This window comes from Methylosinus sp. Ce-a6 (genome assembly GCF_009811655.1).
In the GTDB taxonomy this organism is placed as follows: Bacteria; Pseudomonadota; Alphaproteobacteria; order Rhizobiales; family Beijerinckiaceae; genus Methylosinus.
The window spans coordinates 71,624-95,651 of sequence record NZ_BGJX01000009.1; the positions used below are offsets into that span (position 1 = coordinate 71,624).

At 67.0% G+C, this 24,028-nt stretch carries 25 protein-coding genes and 1 other RNA gene; 9 read left to right on the forward strand and 17 right to left on the reverse strand.

Annotated elements, in window-relative coordinates:
• Positions 1 to 19: 19 nt before the first annotated feature.
• Positions 20 to 1,222: a divergent polysaccharide deacetylase family protein gene (locus tag Mspo_RS08310; protein ID WP_159728680.1), complete on the forward strand. Its 1,203-nt coding sequence runs from the start codon at positions 20 to 22 to the stop codon at positions 1,220 to 1,222.
• Positions 1,219 to 1,710, forward strand: a complete 492-nt coding sequence (locus tag Mspo_RS08315; RefSeq protein ID WP_159728682.1) for an RNA pyrophosphohydrolase — start codon at positions 1,219 to 1,221, stop codon at positions 1,708 to 1,710. Before Mspo_RS08310 ends, Mspo_RS08315 begins: the two co-directional genes overlap by 4 nt.
• A 9-nt stretch (positions 1,711 to 1,719) precedes the next feature.
• Here the strand turns inward: Mspo_RS08315 and lipB are convergent, their stop codons facing one another.
• The 4 genes from lipB to Mspo_RS08335 form a co-directional block, all read right to left on the reverse strand.
• Positions 1,720 to 2,448: a lipoyl(octanoyl) transferase LipB gene (gene lipB, locus Mspo_RS08320; RefSeq protein ID WP_159728684.1), complete on the reverse strand. Its 729-nt coding sequence runs from the start codon at positions 2,446 to 2,448 to the stop codon at positions 1,720 to 1,722.
• Positions 2,449 to 2,567: 119 nt separating this feature from the next.
• Positions 2,568 to 2,840, reverse strand: a complete 273-nt coding sequence (locus Mspo_RS08325) for a hypothetical protein (RefSeq protein ID WP_159728686.1) — start codon at positions 2,838 to 2,840, stop codon at positions 2,568 to 2,570.
• Positions 2,841 to 2,951: 111 nt separating this feature from the next.
• Positions 2,952 to 3,191, reverse strand: coding sequence for a hypothetical protein (locus Mspo_RS08330; RefSeq protein WP_159728688.1), 240 nt, complete (start codon positions 3,189 to 3,191; stop codon positions 2,952 to 2,954).
• Positions 3,192 to 3,323: 132 nt separating this feature from the next.
• Positions 3,324 to 3,533, reverse strand: a complete 210-nt coding sequence (locus Mspo_RS08335) for a cold-shock protein (protein WP_159728689.1) — start codon at positions 3,531 to 3,533, stop codon at positions 3,324 to 3,326.
• 270 nt (positions 3,534 to 3,803) lie between these two features.
• On the opposite strand from Mspo_RS08335, the gene Mspo_RS08340 reads away from it, so the two are divergent.
• Positions 3,804 to 5,552 carry a glucan ABC transporter ATP-binding protein/ permease gene (locus Mspo_RS08340; protein ID WP_159728691.1) on the forward strand — a complete coding sequence of 583 codons (1,749 nt, stop codon included), beginning with the start codon at positions 3,804 to 3,806 and terminating at the stop codon, positions 5,550 to 5,552.
• Here the strand turns inward: Mspo_RS08340 and msrQ are convergent.
• The 4 genes from msrQ to Mspo_RS08360 all read right to left on the reverse strand — a co-directional run bounded on the left by msrQ (position 5,542) and on the right by Mspo_RS08360 (position 9,472).
• The gene (msrQ, locus tag Mspo_RS08345; RefSeq protein WP_159728693.1) at positions 5,542 to 6,192 is read right to left on the reverse strand and encodes a protein-methionine-sulfoxide reductase heme-binding subunit MsrQ; all 651 of its coding nucleotides are present in this window, start codon (positions 6,190 to 6,192) and stop codon (positions 5,542 to 5,544) included. The genes Mspo_RS08340 and msrQ overlap by 11 nt on opposite strands.
• Positions 6,192 to 7,127 (reverse strand): protein-methionine-sulfoxide reductase catalytic subunit MsrP, encoded by a 936-nt coding sequence (gene msrP / locus Mspo_RS08350; protein ID WP_159728695.1) that lies wholly within the window; start codon positions 7,125 to 7,127, stop codon positions 6,192 to 6,194. The genes msrQ and msrP overlap by 1 nt, the downstream gene beginning before the upstream one ends.
• Positions 7,128 to 7,229: 102 nt before the next feature.
• Positions 7,230 to 8,117: an RNA polymerase sigma factor RpoH gene (gene rpoH, locus Mspo_RS08355; RefSeq protein ID WP_159728697.1), complete on the reverse strand. Its 888-nt coding sequence runs from the start codon at positions 8,115 to 8,117 to the stop codon at positions 7,230 to 7,232.
• A gap of 365 nt (positions 8,118 to 8,482) precedes the next feature.
• The gene (locus tag Mspo_RS08360; protein ID WP_159728699.1) at positions 8,483 to 9,472 is read right to left on the reverse strand and encodes a zinc-dependent alcohol dehydrogenase family protein; all 990 of its coding nucleotides are present in this window, start codon (positions 9,470 to 9,472) and stop codon (positions 8,483 to 8,485) included.
• 99 nt (positions 9,473 to 9,571) lie between these two features.
• Here Mspo_RS08360 and Mspo_RS08365 point away from each other — a divergent pair, with 99 nt between their 5' ends.
• Entirely contained in the window at positions 9,572 to 10,432 is an 861-nt protein-coding gene (locus tag Mspo_RS08365) for a LysR family transcriptional regulator (RefSeq protein ID WP_159728701.1), read from the forward strand.
• Positions 10,433 to 10,436: 4 nt separating this feature from the next.
• Here the strand turns inward: Mspo_RS08365 and Mspo_RS08370 are convergent, their stop codons facing one another.
• Both Mspo_RS08370 and Mspo_RS08375 read right to left on the reverse strand, forming a co-directional pair.
• The gene (locus Mspo_RS08370) at positions 10,437 to 10,868 is read right to left on the reverse strand and encodes a DUF2267 domain-containing protein (RefSeq protein ID WP_159728702.1); all 432 of its coding nucleotides are present in this window, start codon (positions 10,866 to 10,868) and stop codon (positions 10,437 to 10,439) included.
• A gap of 21 nt (positions 10,869 to 10,889) precedes the next feature.
• On the reverse strand, positions 10,890 to 11,936 hold the full coding sequence (locus Mspo_RS08375; protein WP_159728704.1) for an RluA family pseudouridine synthase: 1,047 nt from the start codon (positions 11,934 to 11,936) through the stop codon (positions 10,890 to 10,892).
• Between the two features lie 55 nt (positions 11,937 to 11,991).
• Here Mspo_RS08375 and Mspo_RS08380 point away from each other — a divergent pair, with 55 nt between their 5' ends.
• The 4 genes from Mspo_RS08380 to tolR all read left to right on the forward strand — a co-directional run bounded on the left by Mspo_RS08380 (position 11,992) and on the right by tolR (position 15,594).
• Positions 11,992 to 13,239: a TIGR03862 family flavoprotein gene (locus tag Mspo_RS08380; protein WP_244613255.1), complete on the forward strand. Its 1,248-nt coding sequence runs from the start codon at positions 11,992 to 11,994 to the stop codon at positions 13,237 to 13,239.
• Between the two features lie 234 nt (positions 13,240 to 13,473).
• Positions 13,474 to 14,154, forward strand: a complete 681-nt coding sequence (locus Mspo_RS08385; protein ID WP_159728706.1) for an energy transducer TonB — start codon at positions 13,474 to 13,476, stop codon at positions 14,152 to 14,154.
• A gap of 266 nt (positions 14,155 to 14,420) precedes the next feature.
• Positions 14,421 to 15,164 (forward strand): MotA/TolQ/ExbB proton channel family protein, encoded by a 744-nt coding sequence (locus Mspo_RS08390; RefSeq protein WP_159728708.1) that lies wholly within the window; start codon positions 14,421 to 14,423, stop codon positions 15,162 to 15,164.
• Positions 15,145 to 15,594 (forward strand): protein TolR, encoded by a 450-nt coding sequence (tolR, locus tag Mspo_RS08395; protein ID WP_159728710.1) that lies wholly within the window; start codon positions 15,145 to 15,147, stop codon positions 15,592 to 15,594. The genes Mspo_RS08390 and tolR overlap by 20 nt, the downstream gene beginning before the upstream one ends.
• A 234-nt stretch (positions 15,595 to 15,828) precedes the next feature.
• Here the strand turns inward: tolR and Mspo_RS08400 are convergent, their stop codons facing one another.
• From Mspo_RS08400 to Mspo_RS08430, 7 genes are all read right to left on the reverse strand, one after another.
• Positions 15,829 to 16,380, reverse strand: a complete 552-nt coding sequence (locus Mspo_RS08400) for a DUF3280 domain-containing protein (protein ID WP_159728712.1) — start codon at positions 16,378 to 16,380, stop codon at positions 15,829 to 15,831.
• 163 nt (positions 16,381 to 16,543) lie between these two features.
• The gene (gene recR / locus Mspo_RS08405; RefSeq protein ID WP_159728714.1) at positions 16,544 to 17,149 is read right to left on the reverse strand and encodes a recombination mediator RecR; all 606 of its coding nucleotides are present in this window, start codon (positions 17,147 to 17,149) and stop codon (positions 16,544 to 16,546) included.
• A gap of 109 nt (positions 17,150 to 17,258) precedes the next feature.
• Positions 17,259 to 17,582: a YbaB/EbfC family nucleoid-associated protein gene (locus tag Mspo_RS08410; protein WP_159728790.1), complete on the reverse strand. Its 324-nt coding sequence runs from the start codon at positions 17,580 to 17,582 to the stop codon at positions 17,259 to 17,261.
• 25 nt (positions 17,583 to 17,607) lie between these two features.
• On the reverse strand, positions 17,608 to 19,446 hold the full coding sequence (locus Mspo_RS08415) for a DNA polymerase III subunit gamma/tau (protein ID WP_159728716.1): 1,839 nt from the start codon (positions 19,444 to 19,446) through the stop codon (positions 17,608 to 17,610).
• A 102-nt stretch (positions 19,447 to 19,548) separates the two neighbouring features.
• An RNA gene (gene ffs, locus Mspo_RS08420) (signal recognition particle sRNA small type) lies at positions 19,549 to 19,646 on the reverse strand.
• A 123-nt stretch (positions 19,647 to 19,769) separates the two neighbouring features.
• Positions 19,770 to 20,204, reverse strand: coding sequence for a phasin family protein (locus Mspo_RS08425; RefSeq protein WP_159728718.1), 435 nt, complete (start codon positions 20,202 to 20,204; stop codon positions 19,770 to 19,772).
• Positions 20,205 to 20,475: 271 nt separating this feature from the next.
• On the reverse strand, positions 20,476 to 22,428 hold the full coding sequence (locus Mspo_RS08430) for a potassium transporter Kup (RefSeq protein WP_244613251.1): 1,953 nt from the start codon (positions 22,426 to 22,428) through the stop codon (positions 20,476 to 20,478).
• A gap of 445 nt (positions 22,429 to 22,873) precedes the next feature.
• On the opposite strand from Mspo_RS08430, the gene Mspo_RS08435 reads away from it, so the two are divergent.
• Positions 22,874 to 24,025 carry a glycosyltransferase gene (locus tag Mspo_RS08435; protein ID WP_159728722.1) on the forward strand — a complete coding sequence of 384 codons (1,152 nt, stop codon included), beginning with the start codon at positions 22,874 to 22,876 and terminating at the stop codon, positions 24,023 to 24,025.
• Positions 24,026 to 24,028 lie beyond the last annotated feature (3 nt).

A 24,028-nucleotide genomic window follows, 5' to 3' on the forward strand; every position in this document is an offset into this window, starting at 1 on the left:
AGGGAGCCGCCAGCGCGCCATGACCGACGAATTGAACGAGCCGCTGGGCTTGAATGGGCCGTCGGAGCCGCGCCGAGCCCCTGGCCGACGCGGGCGGGCCGCGGTCTTCGTCACGGCGCTCCTCGGCGGCGCGGGCCTCGCGACGCTCATCCTGGCCACGCCCGACCCTCATGCGGGCCAGCCCGTCGCCATAGCGCGCATCGAAATCGTCGAGCCGCCGCCGACGCCGGCGAGCGCTCCGGCGGAGCAGGCCTCGGTCGCGGAGCCCCTCCGGCGCGCCGACGACATCGCCGACATAGAGAGGCGTTCGGGCGTCAAGGTCACGCGCATCGGCGGCGGGGAGCCGCCCGCCGCGCTCATCATCAGGCTCGACGAGCAGCACGCCGCGCTCGCGCCGGCGCCCGACGAGCGGCTCGTCGAGAAAGGCCGCCACGGCCCGCTGCCGAAGATCGGAGCCGATGGCGCGAAGCCGATGGAAGTCTATGCGCGTCAGGCGACGATCGGCGCTCGGCTGCCGCCGGGCGCGCCGCGCGTCGCGCTCGTCGTCGGCGGCGTCGGGCTCAATCCACGGCTCTCGGCCAATGCGATCGACGAATTGCCGGGCGCGGTCACGCTCGCGCTCGCGCCCTATGGCGCCGATCCGGAAGGCGTCGCGACGAGGGCGCGCGAGCGCGGTCATGAGATTTTGCTGCAGGCGCCGATGGAGCCTTACGATTATCCGCGCGAAAATCCCGGCCCGCACACGCTGCTGACGACGCGCGGCGCCGGGCTCGACGATCTCCACTGGCTGATGAGCCGCTTTTCCGGCTATATCGGAATCGTGAATTACCTCGGCGCGCAATTCACCGCCGATGCGACCGCGCTCACGCCCGCGCTGACCGACATAGCCGGGCGCGGCCTGCTCTATTTGGACGACGGCACCTCGCCGCGTTCGCTCGTCTCCACGCTCGCGCCGCGGCTCGCGCTCGCGGCGGCGCGCGCGGATGTGGCGATCGAGGCGGGAGCCTCGGGCGAGGCGGTGGAGAAGGCCTTGACGCAGATCGAGGCGCTCGCCCGCCGCAACGGCCAGGTCATCGCCGTCGCCGGCGCCCTGCCGCAGGCGATGACCCGCATCGCGCGTTTCGCCCGCGAGCTCGAGCGCAAGGGAATAGCGCTCGTCCCGCTGAGCGCGCTCGTGTCGCGGGTCGAGGACAAAGAGGCGAGAGCCGGAAAATGGAAATGAGCGAAGCGATCTACAGGCCCTGCGTCGGCGTCATGCTGCTCAACGCTCGCGGCCTCGTCTTCGTCGGCCGGCGCGTCGGCAAGGACGATTCCGCCATTCTTCGGCAATTCGTGTGGCAGATGCCGCAGGGCGGCATAGACGAGGGCGAGGATCCGCTCGCCGCGGCGCTGCGCGAATTGCGCGAGGAGACCAATGTGACGAGCGTCTCCGTGCTCGCCGAGACGCAGGATTGGTACAGCTACGATCTGCCGCCGGAAGCGACGAAGCGCCGCAAATACCGCGGCCAGACGCAGAAATGGTTCGCGCTGCGCTTCACCGGCGAGGAGGCGGAGATCGATGTGGAGCGCCCCGACGACGGCCGCCACGAGCCGGAGTTCGACGCCTGGCGCTGGGAGCGCGCCGAGCTGCTGCCGCAATTGATCGTGCCTTTCAAGCGCGACGTCTATGAGCGCGTCGTGCGCGATTTCGCCCATCTCGCCGGAAGCTGACGCTTCGGCTCAGAGGGCGGCTGTCTCGCCGAAAATGGGCTCGAAGGCGCGGCGCAGGGCGGCGTCGACCACCGCCATGTCGGAGCTTTTGCCGAGATCGGCGAGGCTGGTGACGCCAAGATGCGCCTCGCGCACGCCGCAGGGCGCTATGCCCGAAAAATGCGAAAGATCCGGCGCGACATTGAGGGCGACGCCATGGAAGCTCGTCCAGCGCCGAACGCGGACGCCGATCGCGGCGATCTTGTCCTCGGCCGGCTCGCCGGAAAGCCCCGCCGGCTTGTCCGGCCGGCGTGTCCATACGCCGACGCGATCCTCCCGCCGCTCGCCGACGACATCGAGCGATGCGAGCGCTTCGATGAGCCAGGCCTCGAGCCCCGCCACATAGGCGCGCAAATCGCGCTTTCGCCGCGTCAGATCCAACATCACATAGGCGACGCGCTGTCCGGGGCCGTGATAGGTGAATTGCCCGCCGCGCCCGGCGCGATGCACCGGAAAGCGCGCGTCCAGGAGATCTGCCTCCTTGGCGGAGGTTCCGGCGGTGTAGATCGGCGGATGCTCGACGAGCCAGACGCGCTCGGCCGCCGCGCCATCGGCGATGCGCTCGGCGCGCGATTCCATCTCGGCGACGGCCGTCTCATAGGGAACGAGGCTCGGCGCCGCGACCCATTCCACCGGCGGCGAGCCGGGCCGTGGAAGCAGAGCGACGGCGCAATCATCGCGCAGCAGCGAAGTGCTCATGATGTGGGCGGCAGCGGAGCGTTCATGGTGTGGGCGACAGCGGAGCGTTCATGATGTGGAATGTATCGCGTCGCACGGCGGCGCTCCAGCGGCGCGCGCGGCGCGGCGCTCGATCGACCCTATTTTTTCGAAGGCTTGGCCCGCCGCGGCAGCGGAAATTCGGCGCTTTCGTATAATCCCCGAATGGCCGCGCCCGTATAAGTCGCCTCGGCCACCTCCAGCGAGCAGGTCGCCAGCAGGCTGGGAGGAATGTCCTCCACGGCGTAGCGAATCGCCTCCGCGGCTTGGGCAAAACGCCGGAATTCGATGGAGTTCTGGTAGGATTTCGGCCGTTTGGCGAAAATCTTGGACGAGAACAGGCCAGCTTCCATGCCGTAATCGAACGCGCTCATCGCTCTTCTCCCTGTCGTCCACGCTTTTCGGCGCGAAAATCGATCAGGCGCCGTCTGCGGCGCATGTGGACGGGACGACGCGAGCGACGCGCAATTATCCGCAGCGAGAGACTACCAGGCGAACTCCATTCCCGCTTCCGTCACGACACGTTCGAGACCGTCCCGGTCTCCTTTGATGACATATTGGAATCCGGCCCCGCTGTCGGGCAGCAGGCGCGTGATCCGGAATGTCTCCTTTTCCGATCTCGCCCCGATCCGGTGATAGACTTGCGCGCCGAGACGAAACTTGTGCGTCGGCGCCTCTCTGCGAAGCCGCTGATAGCGGGAGAGCTCATTCGAATGCGCGCTCACAATGTCGGCCCTTTCGGATGGAGTGCGACGCGCCGATCCTCGAGGGAACGACGCGCCTCCATCGGGGGAGAAGGCCCTGCGCTCGCCGCCGGTACATCCGCGGTCGGCGTGCAGGGCCCGATCGCTGAAAGGTCAGTCGACCTTCAGCTGATCCGCCGATGATTTGCCGCTGCGCCTGTCGACGACGATCTCATAGGAGAGCTTCTGGCCCTCGGCGAGACCGTGCAGTCCCGCGCGCTCGACGGCGCTGATGTGAACGAAGACGTCGGCTCCGCCGGCCTCCGGCTGAATGAAGCCGAAACCCTTTTGAGCGTTGAACCATTTTACGATGCCGGTCTGCATGACTTGTCCTTTCGAAGAACGGAGATTGGGCGTTCGCGATATGCGACGCCGCGTGAGATCGATGTTCTGGAGAGGAAGTCATATGCCCGGGGCGCCGCAGGGCGCGAAAGCAGGAGTCGTCCGGCCGAAACTCGATATGACACGATATGGCGCGCCGAGGCGAACAATACAAGCGTGACCGCTGAAAATACCGCGAAGCTGCCGCCGTTCCTTGCCTCCACGACGCGCCGGCTGTAGACCTCGCCATCGCCGCTCCCATTTCATTCGCTCATGCCCGTCCTCGCCGTCTATCTCCGCGTCCTCGCGCAGCTCGCGCCCGAGAAGCGTCTCGCGACGATCCTCGTCGTCGCCAATCTCGCCGTCGCCATTGCGCAATTCGCCGAGCCCATGCTGTTCGGCCGCGTCATCGACGTGCTCACCAAGGCGCAGGCGGCCGGCCAAAAGCTCGCCTGGAGCGATCTTTTGCCGCTGCTTTCGGCCTGGGCCGGCTTCGGCCTTTTCTCCATCGCGGCTTCCGTGCTCGTCGCGCTCCATGCGGACCGCCTCGCGCATCGGAGCCGCCTCGCGGTGATGGCCGCCTATTTCGAGCATGTGCTCGATCTGCCGTCGAGCTTTCACGCCGGCGCGCATTCCGGCCGGCTGCTCAAGGTGATGCTGGAAGGCGCCGGCGGCATGTTCGGCCTGTGGCTCTCCTTCTTTCGCGAGAATTGCGCCTCTTTCGTCGCGCTCTTCGTGCTGCTGCCGGCGACGCTCCTCGTCAATTGGCGGCTCGCCGCGCCGCTCATCGCGCTGGTCGCGATCTTCGGCGCGCTCACCTCCTTCGTTCTGCGCCGAACGCAGCAGCTGCAGAGCAAGGTGGAGGGACATCATTCCTCGCTCGCCGAGCGCGCCTCCGACGCGCTCGGCAATGTCGCCGTGGTGCAGAGCTTCACCCGCGTGCAGAGCGAGACCAGTGCGCTGCGGCGCATCATCGACGATCTGCTCGCCGCGCAAATTCCGGTGCTCTCCTGGTGGGCGCTCGCGGCCGTGGCGAGCCGCGCCTCGGCGACGCTGACGCTGCTCACGATCTTCCTGCTCGGCGCCTGGCTGCATTTGCAGGGCCTCGCCTCCATCGGCGAGATCGTCGCCTTCATGAGCTTCGCCACAATGCTCATCGGGCGGCTCGAGCAAATGGTCGGCTTTTTGAACATTCTCTTCCTGCTCGCCCCCAAGATCGCCGATTTTTTTTCGATCCTCGACACGCGTCCCTCCGTCGCCGATCGCGAGGGCGCGCGCGACATGGGAAGGCTCGAGGGCGCCGTCGCCTTCGAGCATGTGAGCTTTTCCTATGGCGGCGAGCGGCTCGCGCTCGACGATGTCTCGTTCGCTGCGCGGCCGGGCGAGACGATCGCGCTCGTCGGCGCGACGGGCTCGGGCAAATCGACGACGCTCGGCCTGCTGCATCGCGTCTTCGATCCGGCGCGGGGCCGAGTGACGATCGACGGAATCGACATTCGCGACATGACGCTCACCTCGCTTCGCCGCAACATCGGCGTCGTGTTTCAGGAGCCCATGCTGTTCGCCCGCTCGATCGAGGAGAATCTGCGCGTCGGCAAGCCGGACGCGAGCGAGGAGGAGATCGCGCGCGCCGTGGAGCTCGCGCAGGCGCGCGATCTCGTCGCGCGCCAGAGCGAGGGGCTTTCGACGCTCGTCGGCGAGCGCGGCCGCACGCTCTCCGGCGGCGAGCGCCAGCGCCTCTCGATCGCGCGGGCGCTGCTCAAGGACCCGCCGGTCATGATCTTCGACGAGGCGACCAGCGCGCTGGACGCGACGACCGAGCGTCAATTGCAGAAGGCGCTGGAAGCGGCGACCGCGGGCCGCACGACCTTCATCATCGCGCATCGCCTGGCCACCGTGCGCCATGCGGATCGCATATTGGTGCTGGATCGCGGCGCGATCGTCGAAAGCGGGACCTTCGACGAGCTGGTGGCGAAAGGCGGGCTGTTCGCCAAGCTCGCCAGCGCGCAATTCATGACGTGAGGGCTCGGCGCCTGCGAGGCGCCGGAATGCTCCGCGCGCGGCGCAGGACGGCGGGGAAAGCCCGCATGGCGAGCAGAGCGGCCGTCGCGGCGGCGTAGAGCAGGGGCTCCGCCGGCCAGGACTTCACGATCAGCAGAAAATGCGCGGCTGCGGCGACGGCCGCGACATAGACGAGCCGATGCAGCCGCGCCCAGGCCTTGCCGCCGAGCCGGCGGATGGCGGCGTTATTGGAGGTCGCTGCGAGCGGGACGAGAATGACGAACGCCGCCATGCCGCTCGTCACATAGGGGCGCTTCAAAATATCGCGACCTATGGCGATCCAGTCGAAACTATGGTCGAGCGCGACATAGGCCGAAAGATGCAGCGCCGCATAATAGAAGGCGAGCAGGCCCAATGCGCGGCGATAGCGCAAAAGATCGACGCCCGCGGCGCGGCGCAGCGGCGTTATCGCGAGACAGAGCAGCAGGAAGCGCAGCGACCAGAGGCCGAGCTCCTGCTCCAGCGCCTTGATCGGCTCCGGCCCCAGCCGATCCATGACGCCGAGGTAAAAAGTCCAGATAGCGGGAACGAAGCCCGCGACATAGACCGCGAGCTTCGGAACGCGCCAGCCTGCGAGCGGAAAAACAGGCGCGGCGCGCATCAGAAATATCTCTCGAGGTCCATGCCGCCATAGAGCGAGGCGACTTGCTCCGCATAGCCGTTGAACATCAGCGTCGGCCGCCTCTTGGCGAATATGCCGCCCTCGCCGATGCGTCGCTCCGTCGCCTGGCTCCAGCGCGGGTGGTCGACGTTCGGATTGACGTTGGAATAGAAGCCGTATTCGCGCGGATTCTGCATGTTCCAGGAGGTCTTGGGCTGCGTCTCCACGAGCGAGACGCGCACGATCGATTTTATGCCCTTGAAGCCGTATTTCCACGGCACGACGAGCCGCAGCGGCGCGCCGTTCTGATTGGGCAGCGTCTCGCCATAGAGGCCGACAGCGAGAATGGTCAGCGGATGCAGCGCCTCGTCGAGCCTCAGCCCCTCGACATAGGGCCAGGGCAGAAGCTGCAGCAGGCCCTTTTGGCCGGGCATTTCCTCGGGCCGCACCAGCGTCTCGAAGGCGACATATTTGGCGGAGCCCAGGGGCTCGGCGCGCTTCAAAATCTCCGAGAGCGGCGCGCCGATCCAGGGAATGACCATCGACCAGCCCTCGACGCAGCGCATACGATAGACGCGCTCCTCGAGCGCGAGGGGTTTTATCAAATCCTCGAGCCGATAGTCGGCGGGCTTGGCGACGAGGCCGTCGATCCTCACCGTCCAGGGCTTGGTGGCGAGCCTATGGGCGTTCTCGGCCGGGTCGCTCTTGCGGCCGCCGAATTCGTAAAAATTGTTATAGGCGAGCACATCGGCGCGCGGCGTTCTGGGCTCGTCGGTCGAGAAAGGGCCCCTAGCGGCGGCGAGCGGCGCCGCCTGCGCCGCGCCGCCGAACGCCATGGCCGCGCCGAAGCCGGCGAGAAACTCGCGCCGGCGCAGATAGGCGGAATAAGGCGTGATCTCCGACGGAGCGATATCGGGCGAATGACGAATGAGCATTTTCGCGCCTCGGCAAAAAGAAAGAGCGGCCGGCCCGGACGGGTCCGCCGCTCCTATTTCGTGAGCCGGCGCGAGAGCGTTACGCCGCTCTCGCGTTTCGCGTCAGAGCGAAGGCGCGGGCAGAGCCTCGAGCCGCGCCATTCCGGCGCGGACCGCGGACTGCACCTTCTCGAAGGCGCGGACCTCGATCTGCCGCACGCGCTCGCGGGAGACGCCGAACTCCTCGGACAGATCCTCGAGCGTGACCGGATCGTCGGACAGGCGGCGCGCCTCGAAGATGCGGCGCTCGCGCGGATTGAGAACAGTCAGCGCGCCGCGCAGCGCGTCGAGCCGATTGTCGCTCTCCTCCCGACGCATGAGCACATGCTCTTGATCGGTGGAATCGTCGACGAGCCAATCCTGCCACTCGCCCTCGCCCTCCTCGCGCAAAGGCGCGTTGAGCGAGGCGTCGCCGGCCATGCGGCGGTTCATCTCGACGACGTCCTGCTGCGAGACGCCGAGGCGGGTGGCGATCTTTTCGACATGCTCGGGCGTGAGATCGCCCTCCTCGAAGGCCGAGATGCGGCTCTTGGCCTTGCGGAGATTGAAGAACAGCTTCTTCTGGCTCGCGGTGGTGCCCATTTTCACGAGCGACCAGGAGCGCAGGATATATTCCTGGATCGAGGCGCGGATCCACCACATGGCGTAGGTGGCGAGCCGAAAGCCGCGATCCGGCTCGAATCGCTTGACGGCCTGCATGAGGCCGACATTGCCCTCGGACACGATCTCGCCGATCGGCAAACCGTAGCCGCGATAGCCCATGGCGATCTTGGCGACGAGCCGAAGGTGGGATGTGACGAGCTTTTGCGCGGCTTTCGGGTCTTCGTGCTCGCGCCAGCGCTTTGCGAGCATATATTCTTCCTGCGGCTCCAGCATGGGGAACCGGCGGATCTCGGCGAGGTAGCGCGCGAGGCCGCTCTCGCCGGAGACGATGGGCAGGGCGTTCGCCATTGGATCACCTCCTGACGGACCCCCTCGATGAGGCGAGCCCGTAATGCGCGACCGCGAGCGCCGGCCGCAACGCCTCAATATAGACCGATCCGAGCATGGCCGAAAGATGGCTCTTCGCTAAGCGGCAAATGGCGGCCGGGTTAAATTTCGGTAATGTGCGTAGGGGGCGTAGGGCGTCGGCGATTCGCCTCGGCTCGATCGTTGAGCGGCGTCGGCTGAACTGAAAAAGCGGCGTCGTTCCCGGCAGGCCGAAGGCCTGACCGGGAATCCTCGAACAACGACGGGTTAGAGTCTTTTGTTTTTAGAGTCTGTTGTTTTCGACGCGGGCGGCGCGAGCGCTCGTCACGCGCATCGCCCGCGCCAGGTCAGACCGTTACGACGATCTTGCCGATTTGCTCGTTCGACTCGAGATAGCGATGCGCTTCGACGATTTGCTCGAACGGAAAACTGCGGGCGATGATCGGGCGCAGGCGCCCGGCCGACAATCCGTCGAGCACGAAGCGGACGCCGCGCTCGCGCTTTTGCGGATCGTTCGTCACCGAGAATAAGGTATAGCCGCGCAGCGTGAGCTGCTTGCGCAAGGCGGTGAACAAGGGAAACGGCGTCGGCGCGCTCGACAGCGCGCCATAGAGGAAGATGGCTCCGCCGATCGCGGCCGCTTCCGCGAGCGCTTGGACGCCGGGCCCGCCGATCGGATCGAAGACGAGACGCGCGCCTTCGCCCTTCGTGATGCGCAAGGTCTCGGCGACGAGATCGTCGCTCTGCGTCACGACGACATGACGCGCGCCGGCTTTTTTTAACGCCTCGCGCTTGGCCTGCGTGCGCGTGACGGCGATCGGCGTCGCGCCGGCGGCGTTCACGATCTGCAGAGCGGCGAGGCCGACGCTGCTCGACGCCGCGGTGATGACGACCGTGTCGCCGGGCGAGACCCCGCCGATTTCGACCAGCGCGCCGTAGGCGGTGAGATATTGCATCCAGATCGCCGTCGCCTCGCTCCAGGAGAGTGAGCTCGGATGTTTGACGACGGCATGAGCGGGGACGATCGCGGCGTCGCCATAGACGCCATATTCGGCCATGGCGAAGGCCGGTATCGTGCTCACCGCATCGCCGATCGCAAATCCCGTCACCCCTTCGCCGATCGCCTCGACCTCGCCGGAGGCCTCATAACCGAGCCTCGAGGGCAGGCTCGTCGTTTCGAGATAGGCGCCGGAGCGGAACATCGACTCGGCGCGATTGAGGCCGATCGCCCGGACTCGCAGGCGAATCTCGCCGGCTTTCGGGGCTTCCAGCGCCATCTCGTCGATCTGCAGAACCTCCGGGCCGCCGACACGATGAAAGCGGACAATGCGCGACATGAGCAGGTCTCCTCATTGGAAATATCGATCGATTTTAGCGAGGGACGAACGGAGCGAAAATTCGGCGAGCGCTCACAGAAACCGTGCAATAATTCACCGATGGATTGGGAAGACCTGCGCTTTTTTCTGGTTCTGTCGCGCTGCGGCTCGCTGTCGGCGGCGGCGCGCGAACTCGATGTCGATCATGCGACGGTCGGCCGGCGCATCGCCGCTCTGGAGGCGACGCTGGGACTGCGGCTGATCGACCGCCTGCCGCGCAGTCGGCCACTGACGGAGGATGGCGCCGCGATCGCCGCCGCGGCCGAGCGCATGGAAGCGCTCGCCGAAGACGTGCTGCGGCGCTCGCGCGGAGCCGCGCTCACTTTGTCGGGCGCCGTGCGCGTCAGTCTTCCGCCGGTTCTGGCGACGCTCTGCGTCGCGCCGCGAATCGGAACGCTGCGCCGGCGCCATCCGCAGCTGAAGCTCGTGCTGCTCGCCTCTCCCTCCTTTGCGGCGCTCGACCGTGGCGAGGCCGATATAGCGATCCGCATGAGCCGGCCGGAGGAGCCGGACGCGGTCGCGCGCCAGGTCGGAGCCATCCGCTTTGGCCTCTACGCCAGCCGAGAGCTAGCGGAGCGTCCGGCGGAGGAATGGGATTTCGTCGGCTTCGACGCATCGCTCGGCCGTCTGGCGCAGCAGGTCTGGCTGCGCAAATTCGCGGGCGAGCAACGGATCATTTTCGAATCCAACGATCTCTTCGCCCAGCAGACCGCCGCGCGCGCCGGAGCGGGAGCGGCGGTGCTGCCGAGCTTCATGGGCGACGACGATGAGGCGCTCGTGCGCCTGCCGGTCGAGCCGGCGCCGCCGAAGCGCGACCTCTGGCTGATCGCCTATCCGGATCTGCGTCGCTCGCCCGCGGTGCGCGCCGTCATGGATTTTCTGGCCGATTGCATCGGCGCCGAGCCGCGCCTGCGGCCGTGAGTCGTCAGCCGCGCCCATCGACGCGCCAGAAGTCCGCGGCCTTTGGGGGAAGCGTCGCCAGAATGCGATCGAACTCCGCCGGGTCGAGACAGGCGCGCAGAGCGTAGGCGACGTCGGCGATGGCGCTGTCGGGCGAGAAATTATGGTCCTGCCGCAACGACCTCACCTCCTCGAGCAGCTCCGCTCGGGACGAGAAGGCGCGCGGCGGCTCCTGCGTGTCCCAATCGGCGACGAATATCGCCCGCAACACGGGCGGAAGCACGCTGGCGAAACGAATCGCATCGTGAAGCTCGAGGCGGCGGCGGAATGTCAGCAGGACGCCCTGGGTCGTCGTATAGGCTTGGTTGCGCGTCGTCAGACCCGAACGCTCGATGACGAGCCTCAGAAAGCGTTCGAACTCCTCCGACGCGTGCTGATAGGCCATCGGCATGGGCATCGGCCGTCTCCGCGCATCTGTTCAGTTCCCCGCCAGCGCCTCGCGCAGCGCGGCGAGGTCGGCGGGCAGCTCGCTCTCGAACAACAGCTCCTCGCGCGTCGCCGGATGCGCGAAGCCGAGCGTCGCCGCGTGCAGCGCCTGACGCCCCAGCGCCTCGACGGCGCCGCGCGCGGCCGGCGACAGAAGCGCCGTCTTGGTCTTGAAGCCCGCGCCATAGGTCGAATCGCCGATCAGCGGATGGCCGATATGGGCCATATGCACGCGAATCTGATGCGTGCGGCCGGTCTCCAGCCGACAGGCGAGGAGCGAGGCGGCGCCGAAGCTCTCGATCAGCTCCCAATGGGTGACGGCGTCCCGCCCCCGCTCCTCGGAAACGACGGCCATTTTTTCGCGCTGCGTCACATGGCGGCCAATGGGCGCCTCGACCGTTCCCCGCACACGCTCGGGAACGCCCCAGACGAAGGCGAGATATTCGCGCACCAGATGCAGCTTGCGTCCGTGATCCTCGAAGAGGCGCGACAACCCCTTGTGCGCCGCGTCGGTCTTGGCGACGACGATGAGGCCGGACGTGTCCTTGTCGATGCGATGTACGATGCCGGGCTTCTTGACGCCGCCTATGCCGGAGAGGCTCGCGCCGCAATGGGCGAGCAGCGCATTCACCAGCGTTCCCGTCTCATGGCCATGGGCGGGATGCACCACGAGCCCCGCCGGCTTGTCGACGACGAGCAGATGCGCGTCCTCGAACACGACATTCAGCGGAATATTCTCGGGCTGCGGCTCGGCGGGCTCGGGCGGCGGCACGGCGAGCGCGACGGCCTCGCCCGCGGCGAGGCGCCGGCTCGCGTCGCGCACGGGAACGGGGCCGATCGTCAACCGCCCGTCCTCGATCAGCGATTTGAGCCGCGTGCGGGAGAGATGCGCGGCGACGAGCTCCGGCCGCTCGGCGAGGAAACGATCGAGCCGCGTCCCCGCCGCCTCCGGCGGAACCTCGAAGGAGAACAGCAGATCCTCTTCCTCTTCGACCAGATCGACGATCTCTCCGGCGATCTTTTCAGCGCCTTCGCGCATGGATTTCCTTCTCTTGCTCTTTGCGTGCTAACCAGCGCGCCTGTCCTCGTTCCGCATCGGAGCCCGCGCCATCTCGCTCGCCCCTTCCTCGCCCAATTGCGTCATTGTCGGCGGCGGGCCGGCCGGTCTCTTCGCCGCGGACCTGCTCTCGCGCCAGGGCGCGAGCGTGACGGTCTATGAGCGCAAGCCGAGCGTCGCCCGCAAATTCCTGATGGCGGGGCGCGGCGGCCTCAATATCACGCATAGCGAGCCGCCCGATAGATTTATCGCCCGCTATGGCGAAGCCGCCGAGCGGCTCGGCCCGATCATTCGCGCTTTTCCGCCGCAGCGCCTGCGCGACTATTGCGCGGAGCTCGGCGAGGACACTTTCGTCGGCTCGAGCGGACGCGTCTTTCCAAAGAGCTTCAAGGCCTCGCCTCTGCTGCGCGCGCTGCTCGCGCGGCTCTTCGCCAATGGCGTCCGCATCGAGACGCGGGCGCGTTTCGAGGGCTTCTCGGAGAGCGGCGAATTGCTGATCGCAGATGCGAGCGGCGAACGGCGCGCCATCGCCGCCGCGGCCACGATATTGGCGCTCGGCGGCGCCTCCTGGCCGCGGCTCGGCTCGGATGGAGGCTGGGTCGAGAGTCTCGCCGCGAAAGGCGTCGAGATCGCGCCGCTCGCGCCGGCCAATTGCGCCGCGATCGTCGAATGGCCGGCGGGATTCGCCGACGCTTTCGAAGGGACGCCGTTGAAGACGATCGCCTTGCGCCATGGCGATGAGCGTGTCTTCGGCGACATCGTCGTCACGCGAACGGGCCTCGAAGGCGGCCCCGTCTATGCGCTCTCGTCGAGCCTGCGCCGCGCCGTCGCGCGCGAAGGCGCGGCGTTTCTCCACATCGATCTGCGTCCGAGCAGCGCGGTCGAGGCGCTCGCGCAAAAGCTCGCGCGCCCGCGCGAAAAACAATCGCTGGCGACGTTTCTGCGCAAGACGCTGCGGCTGACGAAGCTAGAAATCGCCTTGCTGCGTCTGTGCGGGCCGCTGCCGGACGACGCCGGCGCGCTCGCCGAGCGCTTGAAAAATCTGCCGCTCGCCATTGTCGCGACGGCGGGGCTCGCGCGCGCGATTTCCAGCGCCGGCGGCGTGCGCTTCGAGGAGCTCGACGCGGATCTGATGCTGAAGAAGCTCCCGAACGTCTTTCTCGCCGGCGAGATGTTGGATTTTGACGCGCCGACCGGCGGCTATCTGCTGCAGGCGGCTTTTTCGAGCGCCTTCGTCGCCGCCCGCGGGGCGGCGCGGCGCCTCGGAGTGGACCGCGGCGCCTGAACGGAACGCGCTTCCCGCACGTCGGGAATGACAGCCTCTCTATATCGGTCGACGCAGGACATCGGCGCTGCCGGATCGACCTTCCTGGCAAGTTTCGTCCAATCGACAAAACGCGCAATTAAACCCATTGCTTCTATAGGAATTATAATCTTTAATAGCGGGTAATGTTTCGCATGAGGGGGTCTTTCGATGACGGCTGCGGCTGCTGAGGCGCTCATTACCACGCGGGAACCGTTGACGACGACGGGAGATTTCCGCACCACCCAATCTCTCTTGATTTCCGATGGCGGGCGTCCGAATTACTTGGTCCGGGTCGCCGCTGTTCTCGCCTATGCGCTGCTTCTCGGGGCGGCAGTCACCTTCTCCTTACCGCAGACCGCGACGACCGCGGAAGAGCCGCTGGAGCTCGTCGTCGTTCCGAGCCCTGCGGTCGACGAGCCGCCGCCGGAAGAGATTCCGCAACCCGAAGAGCTCGACGACACGCCGCCGCCGCCCGAGGCGATCGAGCCCGTCGCGCCGATCGAGCCGCCGAAACCGCCGGCGCCCAAGCCCGTTCCCAAGGTCGTGGAGAAAAAGCCGCCGACGCCGCGTCCGGCCGCCGCGCGCACCGAGGCCGCTCCCTCGCAAGGGGCCGCCGTCAACGCCAATGCGCAGCAATCCATCGCCGCCAATCAATTCCTGTCCTGCATGCAGCGTTCGGCGAGGAGCGCCGCGCCCGATTCGCCCATTCCGAAACATGGCCGCGTCGCCTATCGCGCGACTTTCGGCGCCAATGGCGCGATGACCGGCTTCAGCATCGTGTCCTCCTCCGGCAATCCCACGCTCGACTCCATTGCGACGCGCGTCGGCTCGCGCTGCGGGTCGCTGCCGGCGATCGGACGCGTCTTCGCGATCAGCGGCGGCGTCGTCTTCTAGCGGTCCGCGTTATGCGAACCGAAAAAACCGAGAGCCCCCTCCCCAGCCCTCCCCCGCAAGCGGGAGAGGGAGCAGATTCGGCGCTTCATCGAAGCTTCGCGAAACGTCGACGCCCCCCGCTCCCGCGCAGCGGGGGAGGGTGAGGGAGGGGGCCAGAACAGCGTCACTGTCATCGACAAAGATGACCAGCACTCCTTCGACGAATGCCGCGGCGAGGGTCTCGCCGCATCCCCGTTCTCTCTGGCCGACAAAGGACGAAGACCAAGATGAGTGATCCAGCAATCGGCGCGGCCTCCGCCGCCGTCGCCCACGCCCTCTCGCCGATCGAGCTCTTTCTGCAGGCGGATGCGATCGTCAAGACCGTCATCGTCCTGCTGCTGCTGGCCTCCGCCTGGGGTTGGGGCGTGATCGCCGAAAAGCTCATTCGGCTCGCGCTGCTGCATCGGCGCGCCGGCGCTCTCATCGAGAGCGTCCAGAACGATCTTCCGGTGACGGAAGTGGCGCCCGCCTTCCTCGCCGCGCCGGCCAATGATCCGCTGGCGCAGGTCTACAAAGCCGCGGTCGAAGAATATCAGCGCTCATCCGATCTCGTCGCGAGCGAATCGCAGCGCGACGCGCTGCAGGAGCGCGTGCATCGCGTCTCCGTGCTGGCGAGCGCCGCGGCGCTCGATCAGCTCCAGCAACGTCTGCCGGCGCTCGCGACGATCGGCGCCGTCGCGCCCTTCGTCGGCCTGTTCGGCACGGTGTGGGGCATCATGAATTCCTTCCAAGGCATCGCCGCCTCCAACAACACCAGCCTCGCCGTGGTGGCGCCGGGCATCGCGGAGGCGCTGTTCGCGACGGCGCTCGGCCTCGTCGCCGCCATTCCGGCCGTCATCTTCTACAACCGCATCAGCGGCGACATCGGCGCCTACGGCAAGCGCGTGACCGCTTTCATCGGCGTCTTCGAAGTGGAATTGTCCCGTCATTTGTCGCGCAAGGGAGAGCGTCATGGCCTTCGCGTTGCGTAAGCACGATTCGGAATTCGACTCGCAGCCGATCGCCGATATCAATGTCACGCCGCTCGTCGATGTGATGCTGGTGCTGCTGATCGTCTTCATGGTCGCCGCGCCGCTGATGACCTCTGGAATCCCTGTCGATCTGCCGAAAGTGCAGGCCAAGCAGCTCAACGATCAGAAGCCGCCGATCGTCGTCAGCGTCGACGCCGGCGGCGGGTTCTTCGTCGACAAGCGCGAGGTGCCGGCGGAAGGGCTGCTCGCCGCGCTGAGCGAGGGCGGCGAGAACAACAAGGATCGCCGCATCCATGTGCGCGCCGACAAGACCGTGCCCTATGGGCGCGTCGTCGAGGCCATGGGCGCGATCAATTCCGCCGGCTACTCCAAAGTGGCGCTGGTGTCCGAGGCGCCGACCGGCGGCGCGAGAACCGCTTCGGCGCCCTAGAAAAAATCATAAGACAAGCGTTTCCAACCGAAGTGGACGCCGGTTCGGCGTCCGGAAACGCGTCGAAACAAAAGCCAATGGGTCTTTCCGTGTTTCAATGAAACACGGAAAGACCATGCCGATCCCCGACTTTCGATCCCGAATTTTTTCGCGCTTCCCTCGCTTATCCTCGACTTGGCCCGACTACGGGTCGTCGGCGCAATCCCTCCCCAGGCGCGCCGGCGACCCGGTTTTTTATTCTGGGGCCACGCCGCCGCGCCGCGCCAGATCCCGCTCGACGAGCCTGTGCCGTATGAGCCAGGTAAGCGCGCGCCGCCAGGATTCGTCTGTCTCTCCGCGAAAATCTGTCTGCGAAATATCGACGAGCGCGCCGCTCTTCGTGTCGCGTATGTAAAATACGAGCGACTGCACCATGACGCTCACCTTGCGAAAGAAGCCGACGAAGGAGAGCTCCGCGCCGAGCCCGCGCGCGACATCGGCGTCGCATCCGTTGCATTTGCGCAGCCGATGCGTTTCGACCATCGGGTCTTTCGCTGCGGCGACGTCGACGATCTCGAAAAGGCCGGAGGCGGCGAGCAGATCACGCGCGAGGCGCGTCATCTCGGCGAGACGCTTCGTCTCGGCGGGGCTCTCGCCGGCGAGCGGGCCTCCGGCGCTGAAGTCGTCGAGCTCGAGATCGAAAACGGCGATCTTCCGAGGACGTTCGGATGCCGTGGCGAGCGCTGGCGTCATTGCACAGGCGCTCGCCACGAGTAGGCAGGCGGCAATCCATATGAGGCGTTTCATCTGACGGCTCCTCTTCTCGGTTCGTCGCCGAAGATGAGACTCGCCGTCGCCGGCCACGATGGAGCCCGTCCCGCCTCCACGTGGGAGAATTTCCCGAATCAGAGCATTTCTGGCCGAAGCGGACGCCGGTTCGGCGTTGGAAACGCGTCAAAAACAATCGACTCTAGAACGCCGTGCGGCGCTCGAGCGCGGCGGCGAGCGTGCCTTCGTCGAGATAGTCGAGCTCGCCGCCGACCGGCACGCCATGGGCGAGGCGCGTCGTCGCGACGCCGAGCGGAGCCAGAAGATCGGCGAGATAATGGGCGGTCGTCTGGCCGTCGACAGTGGCGTTCACCGCGATGATCGCCTCGCGCACGGAGCCCTCGCTCACGCGCTGCACCAGGCTCGCTATGTTGAGCTCGCTCGGGCCGACGCCGTCCAATGGCGACAGCACGCCGCCGAGCACGTGATAGCGCGCGGCGAGGAGCCCGGCGCGCTCCAGCGCCCAGAGATCGGCCACCGTCTCGACAATGACCAGAATGCCGGCGTCGCGCCGCGCGTCGCGGCAGATCGAGCAAGGATCGCTGGTGTCGATATTGCCGCAGGTTCCGCAGGTGAGAATGCGCTCATGGGCGACGCGCATGGCCTCGCCGAGCGGCCCGAGCAATTCCTCGCGCTTGCGGATGAGATGCAGCACGGCGCGCCGAGCCGAGCGCGGCCCGAGTCCAGGCAGCCGCGCCAGCAATTGCACGAGGCGCTCGATCTCGGGTCCGGCGATGCGTTCGGCCAATGGCGGAGCCTGGTGAGTAGTGAGTAGTGAGTGGTGAGTGGTGAGTGGTGAGTAGTGAAAAGGAGTAGGCGTTCGGCTCGTCCGACTCACCACTCACCACTCACCTCTATCAAAACGGCAGCTTCAGTCCCGGCGGCAGCTGCAGCCCGCCGGTCACTTGCTTCATCTTCTCGGCGAGCGTCTCTTCCGCCTTGGCGCGGGCCTGCGCATGGGCGGTGACGATCAGATCCTCGAGAATGTCGCTCTCCTCCGGCTTCAACAGGCTCGGATCGATGGCGAGACGCTGCAGCGCGCCCTTGGCGGTCATCGTCACTTTCACCAGGCCGCCGCCGGCCTCGCCCTCGACCAGAGTCTGATCGAGCTCGGTCTGCAGCTCGGCCATTTTCGTCTGCATGGCTTGCGCCTGCTTCATCAGTCCCATGAAATCGAGCATGTTCTTCTCCTCGCGCGACGACGCCTCACGCGTCATCGGCCTCCTCGTCGTCATAAGCCAATTCGGCGCCCACGGCGGCGCTCTGCTCCGTCTCCTTGCCGCGCACGGCGACGATCTCCGCGCCCGGAAAACGCGCCATTATGCTCGCCACGAGCGGATCGGCCTCGACGCCAGAGCGCTTCTCGTTCTCGCGGACCTCGGCCTGCTCGCGCAGCGTCGGCGCGCCGCCTGAAGGCGCGAGCGCCACCAGCCAGCGCGTCCCGGTCCAGTCCTGCAGCTTCTGCATCAGAAGCTGCGGCAGCCGCGTCGAGCCTTTGGGGGCGAGCTCGAATTCGATGCGCCCTTGCTCGAAGCGCACGAGCCGCACTTCCGATTCGAGCGCGATCTTCAATTGTATGTCGCGCTTTTCGCCGGCCAGGGCGACGAGCGCGCGAAAATCGGAGATTTTCACGCCGGCCGGCGGCACCGAGGGCTCCGGTTCGCGGCGCGGAGCGGCGGAGGCGCGCGGCGCGCTCGCGGGCGGAGGCACGGGACGCGGGGCGGGCGCGAGAGCGATGGGGGCGCGCTCGGCCGGAGCGGCGGCGCCCGGCGCCGGACGCGGCGCGCCGGCCCCCTGGCCGAAGCCGAGCCGCCGCAGCGCCTCCTCCGGCGAGGGCATGTCGGCGGCGTGGGTCAGCCGCACCAGCACCATATCGGCGCTGGCGAGCGGGCGCGGCGAGCCGCGCAGCTCCTCGACGCCTTTCAGCAATATTTGCCAGGCGCGCGTCAGCACGGAAAGGGCGAGCTTTTCCGCCGCCTCGCCGCCGCGGCGGCGCTCCTCCTCGGTCAAGGCGCTGGATTGCGCGGCGTCCGGCGCGAGCTTCAGCCGCGTGACGAGATGGGTGAATTCGGCGAGCTCCAGCAGCACCTGCGCCGGATCCGCGCCGCCGTCATATTGATCCTGCAGCAGTGCGATGGCCGCCCTGATCTCGCCCTTCATCGCCGCCTCGAAGAGATCGATGACGCGCGATTTGTCGGCGACGCCGAGCATGAGGCGCAAATCTTCCGCCGCGATCGCGCCGCCGCCCGAAGCGCCATGGGCGATCGCCTGATCGAGCAGCGACAGCGCGTCGCGCGCCGAGCCCTCGGCGGCGCGGGCGACCATGGCGAGCGCCTCGTCCTCTATCGCGACGCCCTCGAGATCGCAGATCTTGCGCAGATGCGCGGCGAGGAGTCCGGCGTCGATGCGGCGCAGATCGAAGCGCTGGCAGCGCGAGCGCACGGTGACCGGAACCTTGTCGATCTCCGTCGTCGCGAAGATGAATTTCACATGCTCCGGCGGCTCTTCCAGAGTCTTCAGCAGGCCGTTGAAGGCGGCCTTGGAGAGCATGTGCACTTCGTCGATGATATAGACCTTCACCCGCGCCATCACCGGCCGATAGCGGGCGTTCTCGATGATTTCGCGAATATCGTCTATGCCCGTATGCGAGGCGGCGTCCATCTCCAGCACGTCCGGATGGCGCGAATCGATGATCGCCTGACAATGCGCGCCGAGCGCGTCCATATGGATCGTCGGGCGGTCGACGGCGGGGCGGCCGTCTTTGGCGGGCAGCTCGTAATTGAAGGCGCGGGCGAGAATGCGCGCCGTCGTCGTCTTGCCGACGCCGCGCACGCCGGTCAAGAGATAGGCCTGATGGATGCGGTTCAGCTCGAAGGCGTTCTCGAGCGTGCGCACCATCGGCTCCTGGCCGATGAGATCGGCAAAGCCGGAGGGGCGATATTTGCGCGCCAGCACGCGATAGGCGGCCTGCCCTTCGCGTCCCGGCTGCGGCTCGGCCGGAAACAGGGCGTCGGATGGCGCATCGCGCGAATGCTCGTCGTCCATCTCGTCGCCCGAAGGAAAGTCTCGCTCGTCGCCCGAAGGAAGATCTCGCTCGTCGCCCCGAAGGAGGCCCCGTCGGTCGGCGCCGGGGCGGCGGCGTGAAAAAGTGGGAGGCTGGACGAAGACCCGCCCGGAACTCGTTAGGGCTGCTTCCTTCCGGACCTGACCCGGTTGGCGAGTGGAGCGTCCACCGCCAACCTCCCGCGCCCTATGTGGCAAAACTCGCCGCCCGGCGCAAGGGCGCCGCGCGGGATCGGCGAAGGTAGAGGCGGCGTCGAATATAGGTCGACCCCTTCTCCCAATGGCGGGAGAAGGAGACGCGGCTTCTAATGTTCGCTCTTGCTTCCAGCCTCGCGCGCCCTGGCGGCCAATTTCTCGGTCTGCTCGCCGATGTCGGCGACGATCTTGCTGGTCGCCTCCGTCGCCGCTTTCGCCGCCTGCTCATTCACGCTCTGGACGGAGACGAGGGCCTCCTTGGCGAGATTGGAGCAGAGCTCGCCGACACGCGAGGCGCGGGCGAAGAAATCGCCATAGGCGTTGCGGTAGAAGTCCGACTGCAATTGCACGATGTCGTCGATCTTCTGCACGCGCAGCAGCCTCTCGAAATAGGCGCGGCTGTTGTCGAGCGATTGCTTGGAATAGTCGGTCGCCTCCGCCGCAATGGCGCGCAGGCCCTTGGCGGTCGAGCTGGTGGCGGAGTTGAAGGCGTCGAGCTGATATTTGCCGAGCTCGCGAATATCGTCGAAATTCGGATTGGCCATCGGACATTCTCCCGCTCGTCGACGCATGCGGAAGGCGATGCGCTCCGACGCCACGCGCGCGACTCTCTCGCGTCCACGATTCTCGGGAATGAGAGGGCGAAGAGCAAATTCGGGAAATCACGTAGATCGCGCCCGAGCCCGCGCTCGTTCTCGGCTTCGATCCGCCCGTCATCGCGAGCGTAGCGACGCGATCCAGAGCCGCGGGGCGGCCCCTGGATCGCTTCATCGCCGCGCTCCTCGCGATGACGGAGCGGGAGAGTGTGAAAGCGCTTCAGATCGTGAGCTGCGCGCCGAGCTCCACCACGCGGTCGGTCGGAATGGAGAAGAAGTCGGTGGCGTTGGCCGATTGCTTCGTCAGCGCGACATAGAGCTTGTCCTGCCAGGCCGGCATTTCGGAAGCCGGGCTCTCCTTGATCGAGCGCCGGCCGAGGAAGAAGGACGTCGTCATGATGTCGTATTTGACGCCGGCCTTGCGCATGGCGGCGAGGGCGGCCGGCACGCGCGGGCTCTCCATGAAGCCATAGTGGAGCGTCGCGCGGATGAAATCATGCGACAGCTTCTCGATCTCGAATCGCTTTTCGAGCGGCACGCGCGGCGTGTCCTCCGTGTTCACGCAAATGACCAGCACGCGCTCGTGCAGCACCTTATTGTGCTTGAGATTATGCAGCAGGGCGGTGGGCGCGACATTGGGATCGCTCGTCAGAAAGATCGCCGTGCCTGGCACGCGCGTCGGCTTGGATTTCTCCAGCATGGCGATGAGATCGCAGATCGGGATCGAATCGCGATGCGTCTTCTCGGCGAGCAGCGACGTGCCGCGCACCCAGGTCCACATCACCACCATGGAGCAGCCGCCGAGCAGCAGCGGAACCCAGCCGCCCTCGACGACCTTCATGAGATTGGCCGCGAGGAAGGTGAGATCGACGGTGAGAAAGGCGAGGATGAACAGCGCCGCCGCCCACAGCGGCCAGCGCCATTTGCGCCACACCACGATGAAGGCGAGCGCCGTCGTCGTCACCATCGTGCCGGTGACGGCGATGCCATAGGCCGAGGCGAGCGCGCTCGAGCTCTTGAAGGTCGTGACCAGAACCAGCACGCCGATGAGCAGCAGCCGGTTGACGCGGCCGATATAGATCTGCCCCTCCTGGGTGGCCGAGGTATGGGTGATCTCGAGGCGCGGCAGCAGGCCGAGCTGAATGGCCTGGCGCACGATGGAGAAGGCGCCGGTGATCACCGCCTGGCTGGCGATGACGGTCGCCACGGTGGAGAGGATGACGAGCGGCAGCAGCGCCCATTCCGGCGCCAGCAGGAAGAAAGGATTCTCGATCGCCTCGGGGTCGGCGAGGATCAGCGCGCCCTGGCCGAGATAGTTGAGGAAGAGCGCCGGCAGAACGAAGAAGATCCAGGCGATCTGGATCGGCGCGCGGCCGAAATGGCCCATATCGGCGTAGAGCGCCTCCGCGCCGGTCACGACGAGGAAGACCGAGCCGAGCACGGCGAAGCCGACCCAGCCATGGGTGAGCAGGAAGGCGAAGCCATGGCGCGGATCGAAGGCGCGCAGCACCTGCGGCGCGTCGCCGATATGGGAGGCGCCGAGCACGGCCATCACGATGAAGAAGATCGCCATCACCGGGCCGAACAGCGCGGCCACGCGCGCCGTGCCATGGCTCTGGCCCCAGAACAGCGAGACGAGGATCGCCACTGTGATGGGAAAGACGAACTCGCCGAATTTCGGATTGACGATCGCGAGGCCCTCGACCGCCGAGAGCACGGAGATCGCCGGGGTGATGATGGCGTCGCCCGAGAACAGCGCCGCGCCGGCGACGCCGAGCAGGAAGACCGGCGTCGCGCGCCGTCCCAATGCGTTCTGCGCCAACGCCATCAGCGAGAGAATGCCGCCCTCGCCGCGGTTGTCGGCGCGCATCAGGAAGAACACATATTTCGCCGTCACCGTGAAGATCAGCGCGAAAATCAGCAGCGAGATCGTCCCGATGACCACCTCCTCGCCGAGGCCGCCGGATTTGGCGTGGGCGAGCGACTCGCGCAGCGCATAGAGCGGGCTGGTGCCGATGTCGCCATAGACGACGCCGATCGAGCCGACGATGAGCGCGGCGACATTCGGCGAGCCGTGGCCCTCCGCATGGGAGACCGGCTGCGTCGCCGCCGGCCCCTCCGTGTCGTTTCGAGAGGAAGAACCCGCCGCGTCACGCGCCACTTTGGGATCCATGGAGATTTCCTCGAAAGACATCGAAGGCGCGGCGCGCCGGCGCGGCGATATACGCCTGTTCCAGATAGAAGAGAAGCCGCCATCGGCCATTTCCGGGGAAAATCCCGTCGGCGCCGGCGCCTGGAAGCCGGGATTGGGCGCAAGCCCGGGGGCCGAGTCCCACAAGACGTCGGGTGAAGGGCAATCACTCTCGCCCTCATGCCGAGAAGGCGCCGGAGCCGCCGTCTCAAAAGCACGAGGCCGAGTTCCAGAAGGCGGGGCATGAAGCTTCCCTCGCGCTTCGAGACGGCCTCTTCGAGGCCTCCTCAGCATGAGGGAAGCTTCACCCGATCACCCTCGGGAGCCCCGCGGACCCTGCACGCTGGCCTCGCGGCCGCGGCGATGCTATGGCCGAGCCCCCGTCACATCGTCCCGGGATATGCCCGGCGACGCGAGCCCTTGGAAGATGATCGCGATTATCCTCGGAGGCGCCGGCCTCCTCGTCTGGCTCTATCTCCTCCTCGGCAATGGCGGCTTCTGGCGCCTCTCCGAGCATGACCGCCGATTCGTCCCCGAGGGCGCCGCCGTTCCGCGGGGCGCCCGCGTCGTCGCCGTCATTCCGGCGCGCGACGAGGCCGATGTCGTCTCCATCGGCCTGAGATCGCTGTTCCGGCAAGAGTTTTCCGGCCGGCTCGAGATCGTCCTCGTCGACGACGAGAGCTCCGACGGCACGGCGGAGGTCGCCCGCGCCTGCGCCCGTGAGGAGGGAGCCGCGGATCGCCTCACCGTGCTCCGGGGCCGCCCCGCGCAGGGCTGGACCGGCAAGCTCGCGGCCATGGACCGCGGCTTCGCCCATATCCTCACCTCCGGCGTCTCGCCCGATTTCGTGCTGTTCTGCGACGCCGACATCGCCTTCGCGCCCGGCCTCGTCGAGCGGCTCGTCGCCGGCGCGGCCGCGCGGGGAACCGTGCTCTCCTCGCTCATGGTCAAGCTGCGCTGCGAGAGCCTCGCGGAGCGCTGGTTCGTGCCGGCCTTCGTCTTCTTCTTCCAGATGCTCTATCCCTTCCCTCGCGTGAACGATCCGAAGAGCCCGGTCGCGGCGGCGGCGGGCGGCGTGATGCTGGTCCGTCCCGCGGCGCTGCAGGCGGCGGGCGGGCTGCGGCAGATTCGCGACGCGCTCATCGACGATTGCGCGCTCGGCAAGCTCATGAAGGCGCAGGGGCCGATCTGGCTCGGCCTCACCGACGACGCCTGGAGCCTGCGGCCCTATCCGCATTTCCGCGATATAGAGCAGATGGTCACGCGCTCCGCCTATGCGCAATTGGGCTATTCGCCCTGGCGCCTCGCTGGAGCGGTCGCCGGGATGGGGATCGTCTATCTCGCGCCGCCGATCCTCGCCTTCGCGGCGCCGGAGCCGGCCGCCGATCTCGCCCTCGTCGCCTATCTGATGATGGCGCAATCCTATATGCCGTCTCTGCGATTTTACGGACGCAACCGGCTCGGCGCCTTCGCCTTGCCCGCGGTCGCCGCCTGCTATACGTGGTTCACGCTGTTGTCCGCTTGGCGGCATGGACGCGGGCGCGGCGGCGCCTGGAAGGGCCGCTACCAGGCCCCGTGACGA

What these genes read in the sequence shown, in the direction of transcription:
- Mspo_RS08325 (WP_159728686.1), bottom strand. Translation starts at nt 2,840, where the DNA reads ATGAGCGCGTTCGATTACGGCATGGAAGCTGGCCTGTTCTCGTCCAAG.
- Mspo_RS08360 (WP_159728699.1), bottom strand. Translation starts at nt 9,472, where the DNA reads ATGTCGCGCATTGTCCGCTTTCATCGTGTCGGCGGCCCGGAGGTTCTG.
- Mspo_RS08340 (WP_159728691.1), top strand. Translation starts at nt 3,804, where the DNA reads ATGCCCGTCCTCGCCGTCTATCTCCGCGTCCTCGCGCAGCTCGCGCCC.
- rpoH (WP_159728697.1), bottom strand. Translation starts at nt 8,117, where the DNA reads ATGGCGAACGCCCTGCCCATCGTCTCCGGCGAGAGCGGCCTCGCGCGC.
- tolR (WP_159728710.1), top strand. Translation starts at nt 15,145, where the DNA reads ATGGCCTTCGCGTTGCGTAAGCACGATTCGGAATTCGACTCGCAGCCG.
- lipB (WP_159728684.1), bottom strand. Translation starts at nt 2,448, where the DNA reads ATGAGCACTTCGCTGCTGCGCGATGATTGCGCCGTCGCTCTGCTTCCA.
- msrQ (WP_159728693.1), bottom strand. Translation starts at nt 6,192, where the DNA reads ATGCGCGCCGCGCCTGTTTTTCCGCTCGCAGGCTGGCGCGTTCCGAAG.
- Mspo_RS08410 (WP_159728790.1), bottom strand. Translation starts at nt 17,582, where the DNA reads ATGCTCGATTTCATGGGACTGATGAAGCAGGCGCAAGCCATGCAGACG.
- Mspo_RS08310 (WP_159728680.1), top strand. Translation starts at nt 20, where the DNA reads ATGACCGACGAATTGAACGAGCCGCTGGGCTTGAATGGGCCGTCGGAG.
- Mspo_RS08430 (WP_244613251.1), bottom strand. Translation starts at nt 22,428, where the DNA reads ATGGATCCCAAAGTGGCGCGTGACGCGGCGGGTTCTTCCTCTCGAAAC.
- Mspo_RS08365 (WP_159728701.1), top strand. Translation starts at nt 9,572, where the DNA reads ATGGATTGGGAAGACCTGCGCTTTTTTCTGGTTCTGTCGCGCTGCGGC.
- Mspo_RS08375 (WP_159728704.1), bottom strand. Translation starts at nt 11,936, where the DNA reads ATGCGCGAAGGCGCTGAAAAGATCGCCGGAGAGATCGTCGATCTGGTC.
- Mspo_RS08425 (WP_159728718.1), bottom strand. Translation starts at nt 20,204, where the DNA reads ATGGCCAATCCGAATTTCGACGATATTCGCGAGCTCGGCAAATATCAG.
- Mspo_RS08335 (WP_159728689.1), bottom strand. Translation starts at nt 3,533, where the DNA reads ATGCAGACCGGCATCGTAAAATGGTTCAACGCTCAAAAGGGTTTCGGC.
- Mspo_RS08435 (WP_159728722.1), top strand. Translation starts at nt 22,874, where the DNA reads ATGATCGCGATTATCCTCGGAGGCGCCGGCCTCCTCGTCTGGCTCTAT.
- Mspo_RS08415 (WP_159728716.1), bottom strand. Translation starts at nt 19,446, where the DNA reads ATGGACGACGAGCATTCGCGCGATGCGCCATCCGACGCCCTGTTTCCG.
- Mspo_RS08315 (WP_159728682.1), top strand. Translation starts at nt 1,219, where the DNA reads ATGAGCGAAGCGATCTACAGGCCCTGCGTCGGCGTCATGCTGCTCAAC.
- Mspo_RS08390 (WP_159728708.1), top strand. Translation starts at nt 14,421, where the DNA reads ATGAGTGATCCAGCAATCGGCGCGGCCTCCGCCGCCGTCGCCCACGCC.
- Mspo_RS08400 (WP_159728712.1), bottom strand. Translation starts at nt 16,380, where the DNA reads ATGAAACGCCTCATATGGATTGCCGCCTGCCTACTCGTGGCGAGCGCC.
- msrP (WP_159728695.1), bottom strand. Translation starts at nt 7,127, where the DNA reads ATGCTCATTCGTCATTCGCCCGATATCGCTCCGTCGGAGATCACGCCT.
- Mspo_RS08370 (WP_159728702.1), bottom strand. Translation starts at nt 10,868, where the DNA reads ATGCCCATGCCGATGGCCTATCAGCACGCGTCGGAGGAGTTCGAACGC.